Origin of the sequence: Extibacter sp. GGCC_0201, from assembly GCF_017566055.1 — a bacterium.
In the GTDB taxonomy this organism is placed as follows: domain Bacteria; phylum Bacillota; class Clostridia; order Lachnospirales; family Lachnospiraceae; genus Extibacter.
In genome coordinates this window covers 36403-58678 of the sequence record NZ_JABFCH010000006.1, presented here as the reverse complement: position 1 = coordinate 58678, position 22276 = coordinate 36403, and the positions used below count along the sequence as shown (strand labels likewise).

Annotated in this window: 18 protein-coding genes and 1 tRNA gene; 5 read left to right on the top strand and 14 right to left on the bottom strand. The window is 49.7% G+C overall.

Annotation, left to right across the window (positions count from 1 at the left end; genetic code table 11):
• Positions 1-10: 10 nt before the first annotated feature.
• The 5 genes from HJV72_RS05730 to HJV72_RS05710 are packed head-to-tail and all read right to left on the bottom strand — an operon-like array spanning position 11 to position 6690.
• Positions 11-148: a hypothetical protein gene (locus tag HJV72_RS05730; RefSeq protein ID WP_208069448.1), complete on the bottom strand. Its 138-nt coding sequence runs from the start codon at positions 146-148 to the stop codon at positions 11-13.
• Entirely contained in the window at positions 148-2154 is a 2007-nt protein-coding gene (locus HJV72_RS05725; RefSeq protein ID WP_208069446.1) for a serine/threonine-protein kinase, read from the bottom strand. Before HJV72_RS05725 ends, HJV72_RS05730 begins: the two co-directional genes overlap by 1 nt.
• A gap of 1 nt (position 2155) precedes the next feature.
• The gene (locus HJV72_RS05720; RefSeq protein WP_208069444.1) at positions 2156-2647 is read right to left on the bottom strand and encodes an FHA domain-containing protein; all 492 of its coding nucleotides are present in this window, start codon (positions 2645-2647) and stop codon (positions 2156-2158) included.
• A 12-nt stretch (positions 2648-2659) separates the two neighbouring features.
• Positions 2660-4966, bottom strand: a complete 2307-nt coding sequence (locus HJV72_RS05715; protein WP_208069442.1) for an FHA domain-containing protein — start codon at positions 4964-4966, stop codon at positions 2660-2662.
• 38 nt (positions 4967-5004) lie between these two features.
• Positions 5005-6690, bottom strand: coding sequence for a tetratricopeptide repeat protein (locus tag HJV72_RS05710; RefSeq protein WP_208069441.1), 1686 nt, complete (start codon positions 6688-6690; stop codon positions 5005-5007).
• 211 nt (positions 6691-6901) lie between these two features.
• Here HJV72_RS05710 and HJV72_RS05705 point away from each other — a divergent pair, with 211 nt between their 5' ends.
• Complete coding sequence (locus HJV72_RS05705) at positions 6902-7258, top strand: hypothetical protein (RefSeq protein WP_049729777.1); 357 nt, start codon at positions 6902-6904, stop codon at positions 7256-7258.
• On the opposite strand, the gene dnaB is transcribed toward HJV72_RS05705, so the two are convergent.
• The 3 genes from dnaB to HJV72_RS05690 are packed head-to-tail and all read right to left on the bottom strand — an operon-like array spanning position 7241 to position 11099.
• Positions 7241-8581: a replicative DNA helicase gene (dnaB, locus tag HJV72_RS05700; protein ID WP_208069439.1), complete on the bottom strand. Its 1341-nt coding sequence runs from the start codon at positions 8579-8581 to the stop codon at positions 7241-7243. The two genes, HJV72_RS05705 and dnaB, sit on opposite strands and share 18 nt — an antisense overlap.
• Positions 8582-8593: 12 nt before the next feature.
• Positions 8594-9043: a 50S ribosomal protein L9 gene (gene rplI, locus HJV72_RS05695; protein WP_208069438.1), complete on the bottom strand. Its 450-nt coding sequence runs from the start codon at positions 9041-9043 to the stop codon at positions 8594-8596.
• Between the two features lies 1 nt (position 9044).
• Entirely contained in the window at positions 9045-11099 is a 2055-nt protein-coding gene (locus HJV72_RS05690; protein ID WP_208069437.1) for a DHH family phosphoesterase, read from the bottom strand.
• Positions 11100-11339: 240 nt separating this feature from the next.
• Between HJV72_RS05690 and HJV72_RS05685 the strand changes: the two genes are divergently transcribed.
• Positions 11340-12191, top strand: coding sequence for an AraC family transcriptional regulator (locus HJV72_RS05685; RefSeq protein WP_208069436.1), 852 nt, complete (start codon positions 11340-11342; stop codon positions 12189-12191).
• A gap of 114 nt (positions 12192-12305) precedes the next feature.
• On the opposite strand, the gene hxlB is transcribed toward HJV72_RS05685, so the two are convergent.
• From hxlB to HJV72_RS05660, 5 genes are all read right to left on the bottom strand, one after another.
• Positions 12306-12884, bottom strand: a complete 579-nt coding sequence (gene hxlB, locus HJV72_RS05680) for a 6-phospho-3-hexuloisomerase (RefSeq protein WP_208069435.1) — start codon at positions 12882-12884, stop codon at positions 12306-12308.
• On the bottom strand, positions 12878-13891 hold the full coding sequence (locus HJV72_RS05675) for an ABC transporter permease (RefSeq protein ID WP_208069434.1): 1014 nt from the start codon (positions 13889-13891) through the stop codon (positions 12878-12880). The genes hxlB and HJV72_RS05675 overlap by 7 nt, the downstream gene beginning before the upstream one ends.
• Before the next feature lie 11 nt (positions 13892-13902).
• Positions 13903-14892, bottom strand: coding sequence for an ABC transporter permease (locus HJV72_RS05670; RefSeq protein ID WP_208069433.1), 990 nt, complete (start codon positions 14890-14892; stop codon positions 13903-13905).
• Positions 14889-16412: a sugar ABC transporter ATP-binding protein gene (locus HJV72_RS05665; RefSeq protein ID WP_208069431.1), complete on the bottom strand. Its 1524-nt coding sequence runs from the start codon at positions 16410-16412 to the stop codon at positions 14889-14891. Before HJV72_RS05665 ends, HJV72_RS05670 begins: the two co-directional genes overlap by 4 nt.
• A gap of 74 nt (positions 16413-16486) precedes the next feature.
• Positions 16487-17542 (bottom strand): autoinducer 2 ABC transporter substrate-binding protein, encoded by a 1056-nt coding sequence (locus tag HJV72_RS05660; RefSeq protein ID WP_243765533.1) that lies wholly within the window; start codon positions 17540-17542, stop codon positions 16487-16489.
• 185 nt (positions 17543-17727) lie between these two features.
• Here HJV72_RS05660 and HJV72_RS05655 point away from each other — a divergent pair, with 185 nt between their 5' ends.
• The 3 genes from HJV72_RS05655 (at position 17728) to HJV72_RS05645 (ending at position 21177) form a co-directional block, all read left to right on the top strand.
• Entirely contained in the window at positions 17728-19512 is a 1785-nt protein-coding gene (locus tag HJV72_RS05655; protein WP_243765532.1) for a sensor histidine kinase, read from the top strand.
• Positions 19487-21019: a response regulator transcription factor gene (locus HJV72_RS05650; RefSeq protein WP_208069425.1), complete on the top strand. Its 1533-nt coding sequence runs from the start codon at positions 19487-19489 to the stop codon at positions 21017-21019. The genes HJV72_RS05655 and HJV72_RS05650 overlap by 26 nt, the downstream gene beginning before the upstream one ends.
• An 86-nt stretch (positions 21020-21105) precedes the next feature.
• Positions 21106-21177, top strand: a tRNA-Val gene (locus tag HJV72_RS05645).
• Between the two features lie 68 nt (positions 21178-21245).
• On the opposite strand, the gene galE is transcribed toward HJV72_RS05645, so the two are convergent.
• Positions 21246-22265 carry a UDP-glucose 4-epimerase GalE gene (gene galE, locus HJV72_RS05640; protein ID WP_208069423.1) on the bottom strand — a complete coding sequence of 340 codons (1020 nt, stop codon included), beginning with the start codon at positions 22263-22265 and terminating at the stop codon, positions 21246-21248.
• Positions 22266-22276 lie beyond the last annotated feature (11 nt).

The following is a 22276-nucleotide window of genomic DNA, read 5'->3' as shown; positions in this document are numbered from 1 at the left end:
TTCCTCCCTCTTACTCGGTCTCTATCTCGTCGAGCAGCTTCTTCCTCTGTCTGTCAAATACCTTCCTGCTGGCAGCCAGTGCTGCGATACAGCCGATGATTCCAACCGCACTGACTACAGTGATAATCCATCCTGCCGTTATTCCCATTATAGCCATCCTCCTGACTTCACCTGTGCATATACCTGTTCCAGAAGCTGCATCTCCGCATCCGTGTCATTGCCCGCAAGCTGCGCGTAATACAGTTGTTCCGCCTTCTCATAGTATCCTGCAAACGCCTTGTAGTCACGTGCCGTATTGCCCTTTCGCTCCTGCCGGTCCACTTCCAGGAATGCATAGCGTTTATAGATATTGTAATCCTCCCCGTACAGCCGGGTCATGGCTCCAAGGATATCCGCCGCTTTGTCAAGGTCCCCCTGCTTTTCGTACAGTATGGCGAGATTGTCATACGTGTCATATGTCTCCCATCCAAGGCTGATGACCTCGTTCAGCACTTCCACAGCCTCGGCCCGGTATCTGGACTGTCCGGCTTCTGCCAAATCGATATCCGCCTGTGCGAGCCGCTCCAGTATGATCATCCTGTATTCCGCCGGCACGGCAGTTCTTGCCTCTGCCAGGATATCCCGCTTCTTTACGTCCTGCCCCTGCATCTCGTATATCTCACTTAACATCACATATGCCCTGCTTTTAAGCTCCATGTCATCCGTCAGGCCGATACACTGCTGGAAATCATTTGCCGCGCCGGCAAGCTCGTTCAATGATTTATTGATCTCTCCCTTTGCATAGTAGACGGAATCTTCTTTCAGTCCATACTCCACTGCCTCGTCAAGCACGTCCCGAGCCTTGCCTGCCGATCCATTATATGCAAGGGCTACGGCATAGTCTCTGTAATATCCGCCGTCGTATCCGCCGAGCTTAAACAGCTGCTCGTATGCCTGTACCGCTTTTTCAAACTCTCCGAGCCGGAAGTGGCTCTCTGCTTTCAGGTAATAGATATCTGCCATCCGCTTTTTCAACGGGTCTATCTTCTCATTCTCGAGAACGTCGTAATCGATAAACTCGATACATGCGCCGTACTTCTGCTGATTATACAGCGCAGACGCGTTCTGGTAATAGCTCTCGAGCGCTCCGGGCAGTATCTTTACCGCCTTTTTGTATGTATCCTCTGCTTTTTCATAATCCTGGGCCAGCCGCTCCTCCTTCTGCTGCGCTACCAGTTCATTGTAGGCCGCCGTCTTCTCCACCTTGATCGTATGGATGCCATACCCTCCGAGCACGATGAATCCGGCCATCAGCACGACAAGCCCGGCCCTTATCCCCCTCTGCCTGCGCAGGAGCATCCGGTATCTGGCATCCTGCTTTGTTATGCTTTTGAACGCCTGGAACATCTCAAAAGCGCTGTCGAACCTGTCATCCGGGTCGATCTGCATTGATTTCTCGATGACCTTAGCAAAGGCTTCTCCGGTCCTTCTCGTTAGAAGCTCCATATCTATCGGATCCTTATAATCCTTCGTCTTCTTCCCTGAGGCAAGATGGTAGAACGTCGCTCCCACGCTGTAGATGTCCGTCTTCTCGTCAATGCTGGAATACTGCGGCAGGCTGTGGACCGATTCGCTGTCCAGGGCGATGATGTACTGCTCTGGTGACGTATATCCGTCGGTATATCCGAGCACCGTGTTCTCATCCATGAAGAAGGATATGTTGAAGTCGATCAGGCAGATATTCCCTTCCGGCGTCAGCATAATGTTCGCGGGCTTGATGTCGCTGTGGATGATGGGCGGCTTCTGGCTGTGCAGATAGTTCAAGGCGCTGCACAGCTGCATGCCCCACCTGATCAGCTCATTCTGCGTAAAATGATAGCCGTCTTTCAAAAGCTGCTGCAGCGACTTGCCGGGAATATAGCTCATCACCGTATAGACCTCTTTGTCTATCGTAAGAAAGTCAAGTACCTGTGGCAGATAGGAGTGATGCAGGTTCTTCAGTATATCCACTTCCTGCCTGTTCACAAGCACGGATACGCTCCGGGTCCGCATGCGCTTTATGACAACTTCTTTTTTCAGACGTTTGTGATAAGCCCGGTAGACGATACCGCCGCTGCCTTCTCCTAGCTTTTCTCTTATGATATATGTATCTGAAAGTAGTTCTGTAATATCCATCTTATTCCTGCCCCATCTCTAAGTTGAACTGAAATTCTTCATCCGACAGCATGAAGAGCATGCCGTCCGTAAGCTTCACCGGCTGCCCGATCTCGCCGCCGTCCACATACGTATGGTTGGATGACCCGAGGTCCTCCAGGAAATATCCGTCCTCCGACGCCATAATCCGGGCATGGTGCCTGCTCACGGTAGGATTGTCTCTTATGACGTAATCCGAATCTGCTTCTTTGCCAATGACGGTCTCCCGCCCGATCAGTTCCATCGTCTCCCCGTCTTTCATCCTTTTAAGATACGCCCTCGATGTCTGTGCCACAAATACGGTCGGTTCGCTGCCTGAATATGAAGGCTGTATCCTCTTCACTGTAGCAGGATGCCCTTCCTTCTGTACCGGTTCTATCCTCTTGCGCAGGATAATGTCTTCTTCAAACCCCTTGCTCTTCAGGGGCGGTATGAACACCTCCCCCGCCTCTTTCCATCCATCCAGATAATTCATAACTTTTTCCTCCTATCTTCGGTCCTTCGATATTCTCCTCAGCATCAGGATGCTGACCCCCATGAACAGCACCGCCATACATACAAGGATTCCCCACGTCTCCAGGACATGTCCCTTCGTGGCCTTGAAGAAGCTTTCTGCCGCGTGCTCCAGCATCGGATAGTCTTTCTGCAGCTTCAAATCCAGCCGGTTCAGCTTCGCAATGCTTCCAAGCCCCTCCACCGACCAACGGCTCACGGTACAGTAAGAGATGATCTTGCCTGCCCCCTTGAGCGTGAACAGGATGCCGGAAAACAGAAGCTGGATGATGAGCACGAAGGGAGCCACGGCCATCGCCTTATCGCCGGTCTCCACAAGGGAGGAGATGACGAAGCCCATTGTGACAGACGCCAGTATCGTAAGCCATACTGTTAATACGATCTCAGGCCCGAACTGTGACAGGAAGATGCCTTCCCGTTCCTTTCCGACCAGCTTCAAGAAGACCAGGGTCAGAATGAGCGCCTGCACAAAGCCAAGCGCCGCCTGAAGCACGAACTTGGACATCACATAGCCGGGCAGCTTCAGATTCGCCATATATTCCCGCTTCAGTATGACCCGTTCCTTGCAGATCTCCTGGATAGAGTTGAAAAGCCCGATCCAGATACCTGAACAGCTCAGTGCAAACAGCATGGACTTGGTGCTTTCGTATATCTTGAATATATTCTTCTCCGCCACCACGTTGAGCAGGACTGCTATGAGGAGCGGCTGCAGCAGAAGCACTGCCAGCCTTGGCCGGTCATTTTTCATAAGCTCCGCATAGCGCAGCGTCAGTATGGAAAACTGCCGGAACGCAGACACCTTTTTCGGCTTCATCAGCTCCGACCTGCCCGCCGGTGCATGGGCTGCCTCCTTATCTTTCCGATATGCTGCGTATCTGCGCTCCCAGAGCCACGGATTCTCGGCAATCATGTTATAGATATTGACGAGGTCATCCGTCTCATAGAATGCTTTCGCCGCGTTGACATCTCCGCAGAAGCAGAGCCTGCCTCCGGGTCCCATGAAGATGACCTTATCGCACAGATGAAGGTTCTGCGTCGTATGCGTCACCATGATGATTGTCTTGTTCTGCTCTTTGGATAAGGCGCTAAGCGTCATCATAAGATTCTTCTCCGTTCCCGGATCCAGGCCCGATGTCGGCTCATCGAGGAAGAACAGCTTCGGATCTGCCAGAAGCTCTACCGCTATGCTCGCCCTTTTCTTCTGGCCGCCTGAGAGCTTCCGGATATACGTGCCTTCGTGCTCTTTCAGGTCCACCATCGCCAGAACCTCGTCTATCCGTTCCGCTATCTCCTGCTTCTGCGTATCTTCCGGCATCTTCATGCGGGCGGTATAGTAGAGCATACGGCGCAGCGTCAGATTCTCATAGATGATATCCTGCTGGGGCACGAAGCCGATGATATTCTTCAGGTTCTGGAACTGTTCTATCAGGTCGATGCCATTGCAGTACACCTTGCCGTCAAATTCCGGTTCAAACCCGCTCACAGCGTTCATGAGCGTAGTTTTTCCCGCTCCGGATCCTCCGATGATGGCTACGAATTCATTGCCCTGGATCTCACAGCTTACATTCTTCAGTATCTGCTTCTTTTTCTTCCCTCTGCCTACATATTTATCAATGCCGCTGGCTCTCAGGGAGATGCCGTGCGCGACTGCCTTATAGTAGATGCACTCGCCGGAAAAGAAGAGCTGGAAGTCCAGTATCTGTATAAGATCCTTATCTTTAAGAACCACCGGACCGGTGATGCTGCGTCCGTTTACCATCACCCCGTTGGCGCTTCTGTTGTCCTTCAGCACATATCCGCCGTTCTGCTTCAGGACAAAGCAGTGTACCTTGGACACTGCGGGATGCTTCAGTCTGATCTGGCAGCCGTCGGCCCGTCCGATGCTGATGCCGTCCTGCCCAAGAGATGCCTTCTTCCACACCTCCCCTTCCGGCACGATTCTGTATAAGAGGAGTATCATCTTATCCGGCGCGTGCACGTCTCCGATGCGCAGCACTGTCTTGTCATACAGTCTGACGCAGCCTCCCCCGCCTGAGAGCAGCCGCCGCTGCTCTCCGTCACCGGCAAAGGTTCCGTTCATGCTGCCGTTGTCCTCATACCACGTATCTTCTCCGTCCAGGTAAAATGTCCCGTGCAGCTTAGATACGATATTATCCGGTATGACGATATCGCACTGTTCCCGGCTGCGTCCCATCGTGACCTTCTCTTTGCCGAAGCTGTCCAGCTTCACTTCCGTAAGCCGGCTGCCCGTGTCTATGATCGTCAGTGTTCTTGTCTCCATACTATCTTATGTACGCTCTCTTTCCTCTGTATTCCCACTTACTCCGCCTCGTCAAGCAGCGACAGGTCCGACACGTCCGCATATGGCAGCTCGTTCGGATTCGTATAGTAATCTGCACCTCCCGGCACTTCCCGCTGTGATATCTGTTCGCTTGTTATCTTTCCATCTGCCATGGATACATGGTATATCGTCTCCCAGTCCATGTGGCACTGGGCCGCTGTAATATATGGCTCTCCATCTTCCTCCGGGCCATAAAGGGCAGTGTGGGAGCCGCTGAATTCTCCCATATAGGCCGCGTTTCCATCCGATACCGTGTATACTTCATACATGTAGTCGGCTTCTGAGTGGCCGCAGAGGATGAACAGTTCCTGTATCCCGTCTCTGTCTATGTCCCAGAGGGCGTATGTGTTATATTTCCCGTAGTCCTCCAGCGCCTGTTCGACAATGGGTGCATAGACCGCTCTGTAATCCACGCCGGAATTCGTATCACTTCCTGAGACGTCTGTGCTCTGGCTCTCCTGCTTCTTGTATTCACCCTGCTGCCAGACAGCAAATTCCAAATCTATTTTTCCAAGCTCCTCCGGGTTGATATCTCCGTAATGGGACGGGAAATTATCTTGCTGACGCTTTCCGGCAATCGTAAACAGAAGATCGTCCTTCTCGTCTTCCATGGACAGCTTCATCATCCATGTATCCCGGATGTCAGATGCAGATCTGGTAAGACCGATACGTTCGAGCCTGTCTGCCATTATATAAGATTCGCTCTCGTAGAATTCAAAGGACGAGCCACCTGTCTCTCCGTCTGTTCCTGTATACTTCTGAAATCCCCCGTCATATGTCAGCACGAACGATTCAAATCCCCAGCCGTCAGCCAGCGTATATGCCAGGCTTGAAAAGCTCCCGCATATGTAGACGGTTTCTCCCTGCTCCTTCAAAAACAGCATATCCTCTTCAAAGTCAATCGTTCCGAGAACATGTGACGAAATGCCCCACTCCGCATTCTTGACAACTTTTCCACCTGAACTTTCATACATCTGCAGAACTATTTTATTTCTCTGCGTATGGAACAGTTCATCCTCTGCCGTGTTGTCCATGACCGCAACAAGCAGCTCTTCCTCCCCGTCGGAATCGAAGTCCATTATCCTTGACGTGACGACCCCTTTCTCACTGTGTATGCTCTCTACATATGCACTGTATTGGCCGGACTTTTTATATTCTGTCGTGTAAGTTCCCGGACTGCACTGCCCGAGCTCCGGGATGAGCACCTCATCCACATATGTATAGAGGTTATACTTATTCTTTATCGTGCCGCTTCCAGTGTTTTTAACGCCTTTTTCCAGAATCGCCCTGGCTTTTTCCGGCTCATTCTTCTTCTCATATATACGTGCCAGCTGCAAGTATGGCTCTTCCTGCTTCTCATCGATGCTGATAGCTTTCAGATAGCTGTCCTCGGCCTTGTCATAGTCCAGCTCTTCCATATATTTGTCCGCCCTGGCCACATTATCTCCGAACCTTTTTTCACTGCTCTTTTTTGATATCGCTGCCGCGGCTATTGCAGCAGCCGCCACAAGGACACAGGACGCCAGGACGATGCACAGAATCTTCCTGTTTCTTTTATGAGAACCTCCGTCCGCTCCTTCCGGAATCCCCTGAACCGGGGCGCCGCACTTACAGCAGAATCTGCTGCCTGCATCATGTTCTGCACCGCACTTTCTGCAATACATATCTTACCCTCATCTCTTCCATATTTTAACAATTGCTCTCGTTTTTTATTATATCATTTTTTTAGAATGCTTTTCACCATTTTTGCATAAAATGCAATAAATATGCCTTTTTTATTTTTTGCTTGTCCTCGACGTGTTTTGACTCGTTTTACCACATTCGTATGCTATGATAACTCCATGAAAGAATCTTTATTCATAAGGGGGTATAAAAATGGGAAACGCATTAGAACAGTTGCGACGCGAGACAAAAGATGACGCAAAACTGTATGGCTGTATCAAAGAATTGTACGAGCAGGGGGTGCCATTTTCAGATCTGAAGGCTCTGATACCCGATATCCGCCGTACGCGGGAGCAGCTGTACATGAAGCGGATGCTGGAAAACAACAATGAAGTTCTTCTCTCCATGTTCAGCAAAGAGATGTCATTCCTGCTTGATGCAAAAGAGCGCCAGGAAGAAGAACAGTTCAAAAAACTGGACCAGCTCATCCGCCAGCAGCAATCTTACCGGAAAGCTGCAGCGGGAACCGGCCCAGTGGAAAAGCTCAAAAAATTATTCCTGCCTGCTTAGGTTGGCAAATTTCGTGTACTCGCCAAGCCAAGCCAGATGAACGGTCCCTACAGGGCCGTTTCTTTGTTTTGCAATAATAATCTCTGCCTGTCTTTTAAATTCTGAATCCTTATTATAATATTCATCCCTGTATATGAACATGACCACGTCGGCATCCTGCTCTATCGCCCCGGATTCACGAAGGTCGGAAAGCATGGGCCTCTTATCCGGCCTGCTCTCCACCGCGCGGCTGAGCTGTGACAGCGCGATGACGGGAACGCTCAGCTCCCTCGCCAGCGCCTTCAGGGAGCGGGATATCTCCGATATCTCCTGCTGTCTTGACTCAGAGCTCTTGCCTACGCTTCCGGTCATGAGCTGCAGGTAGTCGATGATGACGATATCCAGCCCGTGTTCCAGCTTGTACTTCCTGCATTTGGACCGGAGCTCGGACACGGATATGCCGGGCGTATCATCTATAATCAGGTTGGACTGGCCGATAATCCCGGCGCCTTCTATGAGCTTCTCCCAGTCGGAATCCTTCATGTTACCTGTTCTGAGTGCCTGGGCATCCACCTGGGATTCGAGGGAGAACAGACGGTTCACGAGCTGTTCTTTGGACATTTCCAGGCTGAAGATAGCCACGCCCTTATCCTTTTTGAACGCGATATACTGGGCAATGTTCAGTACAAATGCCGTCTTACCCATGGATGGCCTGGCCGCCACGAGCACCAGGTCGGACGGCTGAAGGCCGGACAGCTTGTAGTCCAGATCCACGAATCCTGTCGGAATCCCTGTCACGGTCCCCTTATTTTTAGACGCTTTTTCAATGCGGTCCAGCGCGTTGAGCACGACATCCTTAATCGGGACATAGTCACCGGTATTCCGCCTCTGCAGCAGATCGAATACTGACTTCTCCGTCGTTTCAAGTACCGATTCGAGCGGCTCTTTTCCCGCATAGCATATGTTGGCAATCTCTTCATTGAGCTTAATCAGCTTGCGCATCATAGCCTTGTCGGACACGATGTCGGCATAATATTTGACATTGGCGGATGTGGGCACAGCCGTCACCAGATCCTTGACAAATTCAAGGCTTGCGATCTCCGCCGGCACGTCCTTCTCTTTCAGCCGCTCCTGAAGGGTAATCAAGTCCACCGGCTTACCCTCGTTAAAGAGTTCCACCATGGAATCAAATATCACTCCGTAGGCAGACTGATAGAAGTCCTGCCCGCTGATAATCTCCGATGCCGTCAAGATGGCGTCCTTATCCATCAGCATGGCACCTACGACAGACTGTTCCGCTTCCACGCTATGGGGCATGACTCTTTTAATGAGCGCCTCTTCCATACCGCAATCCTCCTATACTTCTTCCGTAACAACGACTTTCAGTTCTGCTGTCACCTTCGGATGCAGTTTGATCGGGACATTGTGCGTCCCAAGCGTCTTGATCGTCTCCTTAAGCTGCACTTTCTTCTTATCTATCTCCAGGCCCATCTGTCCCTTCACCTCCGCCGAGATCTCTTTGGAGGACACGGCTCCGAACGCCTTGCCGCCTTCCCCTACCTTGATAGACACTTCTATCTTGCCCGCTTCTATTCTGGCTCCCAGTTCCTTCGCCGCCTCGTACTGCTCCTGCGCCACCTTATCCGCATTCGCTTTCTTAAGCTTCAGGTCATTCAGATTCTTACTGTTGGCCTCGACGCCTTTGTTATTCTTAAGGATAAAGTTCCTGGCATATCCGTCGCTTACCTCTACGATATCCCCTTTCTTGCCGAGTGATTTTACGTCTTCATTTAATATTACCTTCATCTTAGATGTCTCCTCCTTCTACCATGTCTCGTATGACTTCTTTCAGCTTCTCCACCGCCCCGTCGATGTCCAGGTCTAGCAGCTGCGCGCCCGCGGCATTCATATGTCCGCCGCCGCCGAGCCGTTCCATAATAATCTGTACATTGACTTCATCGATAGAGCGGGCGCTGATATATATCTTCCCATTGTAATCCGTCAGCACAAAGGATGCCTTGATCTGGCTGATGTCAAGCAGCTCGTTGGCTGCCTGCGCACCTATGATGGTCGGGCTCTCTATAGGAAGGCCCGCCCCCCTTGCTATGGCAAACTTTTCCTCATACACTTCCGCGCTGCTGATAATCTCCGCCTTCGCACGGTACGCGTCCATATCGTCCCGGAACATCTTACGGACAAGTGTAATATCCGCGCCGCAGCGGCGCAGGAAGGCAGCCGCCTCAAATGTACGCACGCCCGTCCGGTTCATGAAATTGTTCGTGTCAATCATGATACCTGCGTACAGGCTGCTCGCCTCAATGTTCGGTATCTTGATGTCGTCCACGATATACTGCAGGACCTCTGCAACCATCTCGCAGGCTGATGACGCATACGGCTCTATATAGGACAGTAGCGCATTGTCGATATTGTCACTGCTCTGCCTGTGATGGTCGAGTACGACAATCGTGCGCGTCATGCGGAGCAGTTCCTCGCACTCTGTCATCTGCGGCCTGTTCGTGTCCACGACGACGACCATCGTATCGCCGTCCGCCATATCGATGGCCTGCTGCGAGTTCAGGAACAGGTCCTCAGGATAAGCAGGGTCACTGGCATACACCTCATACAGCGGGCGAAGCGATGCCGAGACTTCATTGATAATGATGTGGGCCTTCTTCTCAAGTGCCGCAGCAGCTCTGTATATGCCGACGGCAGCACCAAAAGAATCTACGTCCGTAAGCTTATGCCCCATGACAAGGATATGCTCTTTCACCGTGATGAATTCCCGAAGCGCTTCCGCCTTTACCCTCGCCTTCACCCTCGTATTCTTCGAGGTCTGTTCCCGCTTGCCCCCATAGTAGGTGATGCCGCTGCAGTCCTTGATTACAGCCTGATCCCCGCCGCGCGCGAGCGCAAGGTCTATGGCCACACGGGCATAGTTATAGCTCTGTGAATATGCGGAATTGCTCAGGCCGAGCCCGATGCTCAAGGTGGCCGGAATCCCGTTCCCGATATTGACAGACTTCACATCTTCCAGAAGAGAAAACTTATCCTCCTCCAGCTTCTTGAAATACTGTTTCTTTATAGCGATAAAATACTTGTCATTTTCCAGCTTCTTGACTATCCCGTCCACTCTGGCGATGTACTGGTTGATCTTACGGTCGACGAGCGCCATCAGGAGCGACTGGCGCACTTCTTCCACGCTGTTGATCACTTCATCATAGTTGTCAATATAGATAAGCCCTGAAACGAGACGCTGTTCTTCATTTTCCTTTTTACATATGTTCAGCTCCGTCACATCATTCAGATGGACCGCGATAAAATACTCCCGCTCTTCCGGAAGTTCCATCAGCTGCTCTGTCTCATTGAATCCTTCTACCGACACACGCCGGAGCTCCGCCTTATATTCCCGGTTCTCATAGTAGACGTCCATCTCCACTGACTCGTTCTCTTCTTTCGGAAATATATTCTTATTCAGCTCCGGAATATACTTGCTGATATAAGCCTCCCCTTTCGGCCTTTTGCCAAATATCTCCTCAAACTTGTCATTCATCCATACCGCTTTGCCGTCTTCCAGCAGAATCGCATAAGGAACCGACAGCTCCCGCAGAAGGGTATTCTGCACGATGCCGTACTGGGCCGCAAATTCAACCAGATCCTTCATGATGATGGACTTGCTGTACAGGTACAATATGCCAACCATTACGATATAGATGAGCAGGAATATGAACATCAATGTCCCCGCACGCCGGTCGATCTTGTATATCCATATGTTCACGGCCACAAGGAACAGCGCCATGATGGCCGGCCACTGCATATACAGTCTCAGCTGGCCTTTCAGTTGGACTTTCTTCTTTTCCTTCATATCTCCATCCTCTAATCTGACTGATCTCAGTCACATTCTTTTCATAAACAAAGCCACAATATACGTCAATATTATATCATCTTTCCCGGCGAAAGAAAAGGACTTGTATCTTTTCGGTAAAACTGTATAATAATAGCACCGTTCCGTTAGATAAAAATCCTCTCTTTATCGTGCACGAAAAGAGAGGTATCTGTAAATAAAAGCAACTATAATAATGCATATGAAAAGGAGAAGGTACGAATGGACTGGATAGAACGTCTTAACAAGGCAGTGAATTATATAGAAGAAAATATTACGGAGGAGATAGATTATACGCAGGCCGCCAGAATCGCCTGCTGCTCCACCTATCATTTCCAGCGGATGTTCGCCTATATGGCAGGCACCCCGCTTTCCGAATACATCCGCCGCAGGCGGATGACGCTTGCCGCTGCAGATCTTCAGGATACCGGAGCAAAGATTCTGGATATCGCATTAAAATACGGCTATTCCTCTCCTACTGCCTTCAACCGGGCATTTCAGAACGTACATGGTATCACGCCTTCCGCCGCAAAAAAGGAAGGGGCACCTCTTAAGTCGTTTCCGCCTGTAAGTTTTCAAATCACAATAAAAGGAGTAGAAGAAATGAATTACCGCATCGAATCAAAAGAAGCTTTCCGCATAATCGGAGTATCGGAGCCTCTGCATAAGGAAATCGAACAGAACTTTCATGTCGTACCGGGAATGTGGCAGAAAGCAGCCGCGGACGGCACTATCGCGGCGCTGGCACAGATGATGGACCGCGAACCTATGGGGCTGTTAGGCGTGAGCGCCTGCCATGACGATGAAGAATGGAGATACTATCTGGCAGTATCAAGCAGCCAGGAGCTGACCGGCAATCTGGAAGAATACCATGTTCCGGCTGCTACATGGGCTATCTTCTCCGGTTCGGGGACCAACCGTTCCATCCAGGAGCTGGAGCAGAGGATTGTCACCGAATGGCTGCCGGGTTCCGGATATGAATATGGAGACGCACCTGATATCGAGGTATACCAAAATGCCGATCCGGACAACGCCAAGTTTGAAGTATGGATCCCGGTCACACGGAAGGAATAGGACGCAGACAGGAGCACCGCCTGCCCCTCCTATAGATAAAGGCAGCAGATACAGGCTTGCGCTGTCCACACGGCGTTCTGTCATGTATCTGCTGCTTTTGCGGTTTTCCGGATGCTACTCTATATTTCTGTGCCTTGCCTCCATCTGTGCATGCGTAATCTGCATCTCTTCTTCCAGTTGAATAATAATCATATCAAACAAGAGGAACAGATGCTGTTCAAACAAGTTGCCCATCGGCTGTACGGACGGCACAGCCCTGTCATCCGTACCATTATAGACGCACGCCGGTACGAACAGTACGCAGTCTGCAAGAGCCGGTGTCTTCTCTTTCGGCCCGCCTGTGACGACTGCAACAGCCGCGCCGCTCTCTTTCGCCCGTTCCGTCACATAGTGAATATGTCCTATTCTGCCCGAGCCGTTGACGGCGATGAACAGATCTTTGTCCCTCATGCCTGGCGTCGTGTCATCCCAGATCCAATGCACTTCTTTTCCAAGATGCATCAGCCGCATTGCAAATGCACGCGCGGCAATGCCTTCTCTCCCAACGCCCATCACAAATATGCGACGGGCTGTTCTTATATGTTCCATGAACTGTCCCAGCTCAGTCAAATCCTGCTTTTCAAACACCTTTTCGTGTTCCAGAAGTATCGTCTTATATAATTTCTTATATTTCTCTTCTCTCACTTCTAACATCCCTCTTTCAGACTTTTTCTAAGTTCCACCCTGTTGGTATACTTTCTTAATGCATAATTCAGGCCAAGTACAAGTACGAGCATAATACCCCAGATCAATTTCTTCGTATAAGGAGACAATGACATAATCGTAAAAGCGCTGGATAAGATCTGCATCAGCACGACTGCTATCAGCACTCCCCACACCTTGCCTTTGCCACCGTTTGGATCTATCCCTCCGACCACGCATACAATCAGCGTCTGAAGCAGATAGGAATCGCCGTATCCTACTTTGGCGGAATTGACTCTGCTGAGTACGATCAGGCCTGCCATTCCTGCGAGAACGCCTGTCAGAAGAAACGTACAGATGCACATCTTATCATTATCTATCGCGGAGAATCTGGAGGCGGTAGGGTTGTCCCCATACAGATATAGTTTCCTTCCAAACTTGCTTTTTGACAAGACCATGCCCAGAATCACTGCCGTCAGCAGAAACAGCCAGAAAATGAGGGGAACCTGCATCAGCGTGGCCTTGCCCATCTGCGCGAACCCTTTGTCAATATCTCCGACGCTGGCGCCCCCAGTCACCGCCATCCCGATACCCTGGAACAGCGTCATCGTCCCAAGCGTTGCTATGAGGGGCGGAGCCGAAGTCCTGGAGATGAGCACCCCGTTCAGCAGCCCAAACAGCAGGCTGACAATCACCGCCGCCGCGACAGCGGCCACGATTCTTGCAGAGCCGGTCAGTCCGAATGCCCACTGTCCATTGAGAATATATGCGCTCGTGATGGCAACCGTATTTGCATTGGCGATAATGGACAGATCAATTCCTCCAATCATGTTGGACAGCATCATCGCCAAGGCCAGGAATCCAAATTCCGGTATCTGGAACGTCATAGACTGTATATTTTTCAGAGAGTACATCGCGTCCCCGAAGGATACGGCCGACCACAGCAGCACAAGCATGGTCACTCCTGTAAGTATACTGAGATTCAAATCTCTGCGGATCATTTTATTTACTTTATTCATCTTCTGCCTCCCTATTCTGTAAAGATAAGGTTATTTCGATTTTTCACCTTCTCCTGATATGATGTCACAGCTACTGAGATGACCAGAATAGTCCCAACAAACAGATTGTTCCACGAGGATGACAGACCGATCATAATCAACGTTGTATTCAGAAGATAGATGATGATTACGCCGAGGACGGCTCCAAATATCTTGCCCTGCCCTCCTGTAATCTTTGTACCGCCAATTACAACCGCGGCTACGACAATCAGTTCATCCCCGACGAGCTTATTTGGATACAGGGCATTCGTCTGTGCCACATACATCATACCCATGATTCCGGCAAGGATTCCCGAATACACATATACGAACAGCCGTATCATAAACGGGTTGAACCCCGCCCTTCTGGCTGACTCTTCGTCATTTCCGATTGCAAATATGCCTCTTCCAATCATTGTCCTGTATAATATGAACCAGGTCACAAGGCCGGCCAGCAGCACCGGAAGCACGGAAGCCGTCAGCCCGACATCTTTGACCTTAAATACAGACGCCTGTCCAAAGGCATGCAGGCTTTCCGGGAGCACCCCCGCGCCAAAGGACTTGTCGCTGATAAACGTAGTCATGATGCCATGGAACAGATTCTGTGTTCCAAGCGTAATGATAAATGGCGGCAGCTTGAGCCAGCTGATGAGCAGCGCGTTGATAACGCCGAGAAGCCCGCCAAGAAGCGCAGAGCTGACGAACGCGAATGCCAGATTATCTATTCCGGTTCCAATCATAATGTTGATTGTCGTGTAGCTTCCGAACAGGGCGACAGCCATAAATGATACGTCAATCCCACCTGATATCATCACCACGAGAAGGCCGATTGCAACCATCAGCGTAGTTGACGCGACACGGGTGATATCAAAAACAGTCTCTATATGTATGAACGCCGGATTCTTTATCGCGACAAAAACACTGTACATGATAATTATCAACAGAAGAATTCCCTGAAACCGGTCTAATTTTTTCGTCTTCATAATGCTTCCCCCTTTGCGGTCTCCTCTGCATGCCGTCCAATAAGTTCTGTTATCGTCTGCTCTGCATTTTCTTCCAAGTCATCCTCTTCCAGCATCCGTACACATCTGCCGTCTGCGAGAACCATTACCCTGTTGCAGTTTGCGATGATTTCCTGTATCTCATCAGAAATAAAGAGAATTGACATTCCTTTCGCCGCCAGCTTATGTATCTGTTCATATATTTCCGCCTTTGAGCCGATGTCGATTCCAACGGTAGGAGTGTCCATGATAAATACTCTCGGCTTGGCCGCTGTCCATTTTCCTATCACAACTTTCTGCTGGTTGCCGCCCGACAAGGTTCCAACTGCAGTTTCAACAGAAGGCGTCCTCACCTTCAGCTGCCGCGCGTAATCTTCCGCAATCTTTTTTTCTCTGCCCTTATCCAGAAGCCCTCTTGCGGAAATGTCATCTACTATGGCAGAAGATATGTTTTCCTTCACCTCTCTGTCCATGAACAGCCCCTGATGGACACGGTCCTCCGGGAGCAGGGCGATGCCCAGCTTCTTTGCAGCCATGGGCGACGATATGGCAGCTTCTTTTCCGTCTATCTTGATGCGTCCGCTATCCGCGGGATTCAGTCCGAAAAGCGATAATGCGAGCTCGGTCCTTCCGGAGCCGAGAAGTCCGGTTACCCCTACGATATCCCCGGGACGTACACGAAGGGAGAGCGATTCATACTGTTTTTTTCTCGAAAGATTTTCTATCTCCAGAACCGGTGTGTTATCTTTTATGGAACGCCGGTATCGTGGGTACTCCACTTCCCTTCCTGTCATATGATAGGAAAGACTTTTCTTATCCAGCTCTTTGCTCTCAAAGTCACCTATCTTCTCACCATTGCGGAAAATCGTAATGGTGTCTGCCACGGAAAACACTTCGTCCAGCTTATGGCTGATAAAGATAATCGCCAGGCCCTTCTTCTTAAGATCCAGCATTATTTTCATCAGTCTGTCGACTTCCGTCCTCGTAAGCGCGGTCGTAGGCTCATCCATGAATAGAATCCTGGCATCCTGCGCAAGCGCTCTGCATATGGCGGTAATCTGCCTGTTTGCCATTGATATCTCTCCCACCGGCTGGTTAATGTCCATATGTACGCCAATCTTATCCAGCTGCTCTTTGGCAATCGCATGCACCTTCTTCCAGTTTACAATCCGCTTCTTATCGGACTTAAGTCTGCCGATTGCTATATTTTCTGCCACCGTCAGATGCTGGAAGAGCGATAAGTCCTGATAGATTACCTGGATTCCCTCCCGCATGGCCTGCGACGGTGTCAGAGAATGATACAGGCTGCCGTTTAAGACAACTTCTCCCGAATCAGGCGAATATACGCCTGAGATATTTTTTACAAATGTCGATTTGCCGCATCCATTCTCTCCGGCCAGGCAGTGAATCTTACCGCTTTCAATCTTTATGTTAATATCCTTCAGTGCCTGAACACCCACAAATGACTTGTATATATGTCTGGCTTCTAAGACTGTTCCCATAATGCTACCTCCAAGCATGTCTCTCATAAAGCTGCTGCCCGATTATGTCAATCGGGCAGCAGTTTTGATTCTGTTTAGAAATTATAATCATTAATGTTGTCGGCTGAGAATTCAAGAGGCGCATTGCCATAGGCAACCCCATCCTTTACTTCCACCTCTTCGTAACCGGTAATCTTAAGATCGGTTCCTGTCTCTACCTTCTGCCCCGATGCCAGCAGATACGCGGCATAGCATGTCGCATATCCGGCGTCCGCCGGTCTCCATGCCAGTCCTGCCGCCATAGAACCGTCCTCCAGATAAGTGGCAGACATGGACGGCAGCGCCAGGGATACCACCTTTATATCATCCGTCTTGTTCTTTTCCTGAAGCGTCTCGCAGATACCGCCGCCCTGTGCGGAACAGTCAAAGAAGCCCTTAATATCCGGATAAGCTTTTAAAATCTCTAACGCCTTATCATGTGCCCCATCTATGCTGTTTCCATCCTCATACGGTTCTTTTGAGACACATTCCATTTCCGGGTAGTTTTCCTCTATATAGGCAACTGCCGCCTTATACCACGCCATATGCGTCTCCATCGTCAGTCCGCCCACAAATCCGGCGTACTGTCCTTTGCCGCCCATGGCTGTTGCCAGCTTTTCTCCAAACAGCTTGCCGAACTCCTCATTTACAAAGGCCTCTACATCCAGGTCCACATCACCTGCAATACCCGGCGCTTCATGTGTAACTACCACGATACCTGATTCCCTCGCCTTCTCGATCGTCGGCACAAGCGCCTCCGGGTCATTTGGAACGACGCAGATTGCATCTACTCCCTGTGCAATCAGATCTTCCATAATAGAGATCTGGCTTGCGGCATCTCCCGTCTCCGGAACCTGGACTGAGACGTTCAGTCCCGTATCCTTTTTTAACTGCTCTACGCCTGTAGCCATGTCATCGAACCATGAATCGCTCTGCTTTACGACCATGACAACCTGATACTCCTCCGGGTCTGCGGTCTTTTCCTCCCCCGTCTCTTTTGTCTCCTTCGTACTCTTGCCCCCGGTTCCTGCACCTGCATCACTGCTCCCGCATCCTGTCACCATTGCAGCCGTCAGCATCAAGCACAATAATACTGATACCAATTTTTTCATCTTCATTCCTCCTTACATTTGTTTTCTTTTGCATAAGCACATTATAGAGGCTTTATTTTCAATATGATATAAACTTTTCCGTCTTGTTTTTCTAAAATTCCGTTCTATTTGATTCAGGCCTTTTTCCTGCGGCTTATATACATTATAATAAGTATTGTTGACACACGGACATGGAGATATTTACGATGAAGAATAAAAAAGCAATGATAGACAGAATCTCTAATCTGCAGCTTGGGACTAAGATCGTAGGCATCATATTAATTGTAATGCTGCTTATGATATCTTCCTCCATTGCAGGTATTACTATGGTATTAAATTCAAGCAACAAACTGCTGTATCAGGCCCTTGCCGGTTCCTTAACCTACAGCGCCGAGGATATCTCCAGAAAAATATCCAATATAGAATCAATGACAAGTGCCATAGTCTCTAACTCAAATATACGCAAGAACCTGATCACCCTGAATGATGAGGAATCCGAGATCCGGATCGGCAATGCGGAAAATGCTCTGGAAACACTGCTGGCAGATTATTATTCCACATACAAGAACAACAGCATCAGCTATATCAATCTCTATTATCCAGGCGGAGTCGTACAAAGCTATGAGGCCCAAAGCTCCTCCGTACCCGAACAGGTTCACAAGGAAGTGATTGCTGCGGCGAATAATGTATCGGGGTACCCGTGTGCTGTCACAGACTACTGCAACTCCTACGGACTCTTTCTCGGCCGTGATTCCCGAAGGGTGGAGCAGATGAATTTCCACAGGCTCGGCACTGTCGTCGTATGTGTGGACATGAACCGGCTGATTCGTTCTTCGACCCGTTCCGTCCTGCCGTCGGAAGAGACACAGTACGCCCTGCTGGAAAATGGTTCGGAATTCTATCATTCCGACGGCATCAGTTCAGAACAGCTCAAGGACATAAACCGTCAGCTAAGTTCGGACTACGGAGTTGTTACTGTCGATTCAGACAGGTATTTTGCGGTGCAGGGAACGATCAAGAACACGTCCTGGGATTATATCTGCCTGATACCCTATGACCGCATCTTTCAGACTCTGAGCTTTACCATGCTGCTTGCGCTGGCCATCATCCTCGTATCCGTGCTCATTGCAATCCTGCTGTCCAGAATGCTGATCCGTTCTGTGACCGAAGATTTCCGGCGTCTTGTAAATAAGATGAAGGCCTTTGGGAAAGATGAATCGAAAGCGCCTGATATCGGCTACGATTACAGCAGCAGGATAGATGAGATCGGCGTCCTTCACAACCAGTTTGACCAGATGACCATGAAGATACAGGACTTGATACAGCAGAACTATGTCAATGAAATCCTTTCCAAAGACGCCAGGTTGAAGGCGCTGGAAAACCAGATCAATCCTCATTTTCTTTATAACACGCTGGAGGCGGTGAACTGGCGGGCTAAGGCAATCGGCGAAAAGGATATATCCTCCATGGTAGAGGCGCTCGGAACTCTATTGCGGGAAACCTTAAGTTCCGGCACACGGAACTTCACTCTGAGCCACGAGCTGGAGATCGTACAGTGCTACCTGACAATCCAGCGCATCCGTTTTGAGGACAGGCTGACTTACTCCCAGGAAGTGGAGCCCGGCATACTTGATATTTCCCTGCCTCACTTTACGATACAGCCGCTCGTAGAAAATTCTGTCAACTACGCGATGGAAAAAAGCACCGAGGTGTGTCATATAAGGCTGGAGGGCGCCCGTCTGGATGACACGATTACCATAGATGTCATCAATAACGGTTCCCAGTTTGAAGCTGATCTGCTCGAGAAGCTCGAAAATGGCCTCATCACCCCGCACGGATTTGGCATCGGGCTTCTGAATATCCACAAACGCATCCAGCTTACTTACGGAACCGGCTATGGCCTGATTCTCTTTAACAGGGACGAAGAGCACGCCGTGGCAAGAATCATAATACCAGGAGGAACGCATGCTGAAAGTATTGATAGTAGATGATGAGAAAATCATACGCGAGACTATAGCGGACCTGATTGACTGGGATTCCCTCTCCCTTCAGCTCATCGGAACTGCGAAAGACGGAATAGAAGCTTACAATATCATTCTGGACGAATACCCGGAGATTGTTCTCACGGATATCAAGATGCCCGGACTCTCAGGCCTCGACCTCATTCAACGTATACACGCGGTCAACAAAGATACGCAGTTTATCATTCTATCCGGGTACGGGGAGTTTGAATATGCCAAAAAAGCCATGCAGTACGGCGTCAGACATTATCTGTTAAAGCCCTGCAACGAGGAGCAGATTATAGAAAGCCTGCGGGACGTACAGAAGGATTATGCCAATTATCTTACATCCAAGGATAGCCCCCCGCAGAACTTTATCGCCAGAAATATGAATCTGAATCTGATGGTCGGCATTATCAATGACAGTCTCAGCCAGGAGACAAATGCAGAATTTTCTTATGTTTTTTCAAACTACAAGCGCTACATTGATTTTGACAATATATCTTATGAGTTATTTTATATTTATTTTGTAACACCGGAAAACCATCCCATACTGCTGGATAAGCTACAGCATTTCCGCGACAGATCCTGCCCCGGCATTACATTCCATATCATCTATGTATACAACACGATGATATTCTTCTTTAAGTCGGTAAACGACAATCTGGAACAGATATATGAGTTTCTCGATTCTGTCGCATTAGAGCAGGCCGTCTCCATCAAGTACAGGCACGATCACTGCCCGAGCCTTGCGGATATGCTGACAGAGCTTATTCCCCACATAAGAAAATATGAGATCCTATATTTCACAGAGGGCAGCAATACGCTGTCCATCTACAATTACCAGAATATCATCAAGGAGGTACAGCGGCTGACGGCGTCCGTATACTCGCCGGAAAAGCCGGACTCCACCCAGGCATATCTGGAGCTCAAAAGTACATTGGCCTCCCTCTCTGACGCCGACTTTTTAAAACAGCTTGCGGCCTCAGTGATTATCTTTTCTGTCGCCAGGCTGCGCTCTTTTGATATGGTGGATGCCGCTGAATTTCTCATAAAGCTGGAAAAGGAAAAAGACTGCGGTGCAATCGCCATGCTGTTAGATGAGCAGCTTACCTGCTTTTTTGAAGAATATCACTCACAGCGATATACCGGCGATATCAGCCACAAGATACAGGAATACGTGGAGGCACATATCTGCGATTCTGGACTTTCACTGAAATGGATTGCAGAAAATTACCTGTTTATGAACGTTGACTATCTAAGCAAAAGATTTTTAAAAGAAACCGGCTGTAAATTCTCCCGATACCTGACGGACATGAGGATAAAACGGGCAAAGGAGATATTGGCGTCCTCCGACCTTGACTCCATTCAGAATGTGGCAGATATGGTAGGCTGTGGAAACAATCCGCAATATTTTAGTCAGATATTCAAGAAATCCACGGGCATGTCGCCGAGCAGATATATAAAGATGCTTCACGGTGACGTCGGAATCGAGTAGGAGGGAGCCGTCCGCTCCCATCCTTTCTCACCACCTGCTATATTATATGTTGCTTTTCCAGCCTTCTATTGATATAATACTATCATGGAGACATAGCTCAGTGGGAGAGCATTCGCTTGACGTGCGAAGGGTCGCAGGTTCAAGTCCTGTTGTCTCCATTTTTTTATTTGAATTTATAAAAGCGGAGGCCCTAAGGCTTCCGCTTCATTGTCTGATATTATTTCCTTCAGCTTCTATATCCGTCCGGATTCATGGACTGCCATCTCCATGTGTCTTCGCACATTTCATCCAGACCGTGCTCCGCTTCCCACCCAAGCTCTTCTCTTGCCTTCTTCGGGTCTGCATAGCACATGGCGATGTCACCTTCACGGCGGGGCTTGATCTCATAAGGCACTTCTTTGCCGCTCGCCTTGGCGAACGCTTTGACCATGTCAAGGACAGAATACCCTTTGCCGGTTCCGAGATTGTATACCGCAAGCCCCGGCTTGTCGAATATCTTCTGAATCGCCTTAACGTGGCCGACCGCCAGGTCTACGACATGGATATAGTCCCGGACACCGGTCCCGTCCGGCGTGTCATAGTCATCTCCGAAGACGCCGAGCTTGTCGAGCTTGCCGACCGCCACCTGTGAGATGTAAGGCATGAGGTTGTTCGGGATACCCTTGGGATCCTCCCCGATACGGCCGCTCTTGTGGGCACCGACCGGATTGAAGTAACGCAGGAGAATGACATTCCACTCAGGCTCCGCCTTCTGCACATCCGTCATAATCTGCTCCATCATAGACTTCGTCCAGCCATAGGGATTTGTACACTGTCCTTTCGGGCAGTCTTCCGTAATCGGTATGATTTCCGGGCTTCCGTACACTGTTGCAGAGGAACTGAACACGATGTTCTTCACCCCCACCTTCCTCATCACTTTCATGAGGCTGAGCGTACCGGTTATATTATTGTGATAGTATTCCAAAGGCTTCTGTACGGATTCTCCTACCGCTTTGAGCGCAGCACAGTGGATGACAGCATCCACCTTCTGCTCGCCAAACATCTTCTCGAGTCCAGCCTCATCCAGCACATCCCCTTCATAAAATGCAATCTTCTTTCCTGTCAGCTCTTCCACTCTTTTTACCGATTCTCTGGAAGAATTGCTCAGGTTGTCATATACGACTACTTCGTAACCTTCGTTCAGCAGTTCCAGCGCCGTATGGCTGCCAATGTAGCCAGCACCGCCTGTTATCAATATTTTTGCCATATGTTCTGCCT

Excerpts from the sequence above, each read along its gene's own strand:
- HJV72_RS05730 (WP_208069448.1), bottom strand. The coding sequence starts at position 148 with ATGGGAATAACGGCAGGATGGATTATCACTGTAGTCAGTGCGGTTGGA.
- HJV72_RS05725 (WP_208069446.1), bottom strand. The coding sequence starts at position 2,154 with ATGGATATTACAGAACTACTTTCAGATACATATATCATAAGAGAAAAG.
- HJV72_RS05720 (WP_208069444.1), bottom strand. The coding sequence starts at position 2,647 with ATGAATTATCTGGATGGATGGAAAGAGGCGGGGGAGGTGTTCATACCG.
- HJV72_RS05715 (WP_208069442.1), bottom strand. The coding sequence starts at position 4,966 with ATGGAGACAAGAACACTGACGATCATAGACACGGGCAGCCGGCTTACG.
- HJV72_RS05710 (WP_208069441.1), bottom strand. The coding sequence starts at position 6,690 with ATGTATTGCAGAAAGTGCGGTGCAGAACATGATGCAGGCAGCAGATTC.
- HJV72_RS05705 (WP_049729777.1), top strand. The coding sequence starts at position 6,902 with ATGGGAAACGCATTAGAACAGTTGCGACGCGAGACAAAAGATGACGCA.
- dnaB (WP_208069439.1), bottom strand. The coding sequence starts at position 8,581 with ATGGAAGAGGCGCTCATTAAAAGAGTCATGCCCCATAGCGTGGAAGCG.
- rplI (WP_208069438.1), bottom strand. The coding sequence starts at position 9,043 with ATGAAGGTAATATTAAATGAAGACGTAAAATCACTCGGCAAGAAAGGG.
- HJV72_RS05690 (WP_208069437.1), bottom strand. The coding sequence starts at position 11,099 with ATGAAGGAAAAGAAGAAAGTCCAACTGAAAGGCCAGCTGAGACTGTAT.
- HJV72_RS05685 (WP_208069436.1), top strand. The coding sequence starts at position 11,340 with ATGGACTGGATAGAACGTCTTAACAAGGCAGTGAATTATATAGAAGAA.
- hxlB (WP_208069435.1), bottom strand. The coding sequence starts at position 12,884 with ATGTTAGAAGTGAGAGAAGAGAAATATAAGAAATTATATAAGACGATA.
- HJV72_RS05675 (WP_208069434.1), bottom strand. The coding sequence starts at position 13,891 with ATGAATAAAGTAAATAAAATGATCCGCAGAGATTTGAATCTCAGTATA.
- HJV72_RS05670 (WP_208069433.1), bottom strand. The coding sequence starts at position 14,892 with ATGAAGACGAAAAAATTAGACCGGTTTCAGGGAATTCTTCTGTTGATA.
- HJV72_RS05665 (WP_208069431.1), bottom strand. The coding sequence starts at position 16,412 with ATGGGAACAGTCTTAGAAGCCAGACATATATACAAGTCATTTGTGGGT.
- HJV72_RS05660 (WP_243765533.1), bottom strand. The coding sequence starts at position 17,542 with ATGAAAAAATTGGTATCAGTATTATTGTGCTTGATGCTGACGGCTGCA.
- HJV72_RS05655 (WP_243765532.1), top strand. The coding sequence starts at position 17,728 with ATGAAGAATAAAAAAGCAATGATAGACAGAATCTCTAATCTGCAGCTT.
- HJV72_RS05650 (WP_208069425.1), top strand. The coding sequence starts at position 19,487 with ATGCTGAAAGTATTGATAGTAGATGATGAGAAAATCATACGCGAGACT.
- galE (WP_208069423.1), bottom strand. The coding sequence starts at position 22,265 with ATGGCAAAAATATTGATAACAGGCGGTGCTGGCTACATTGGCAGCCAT.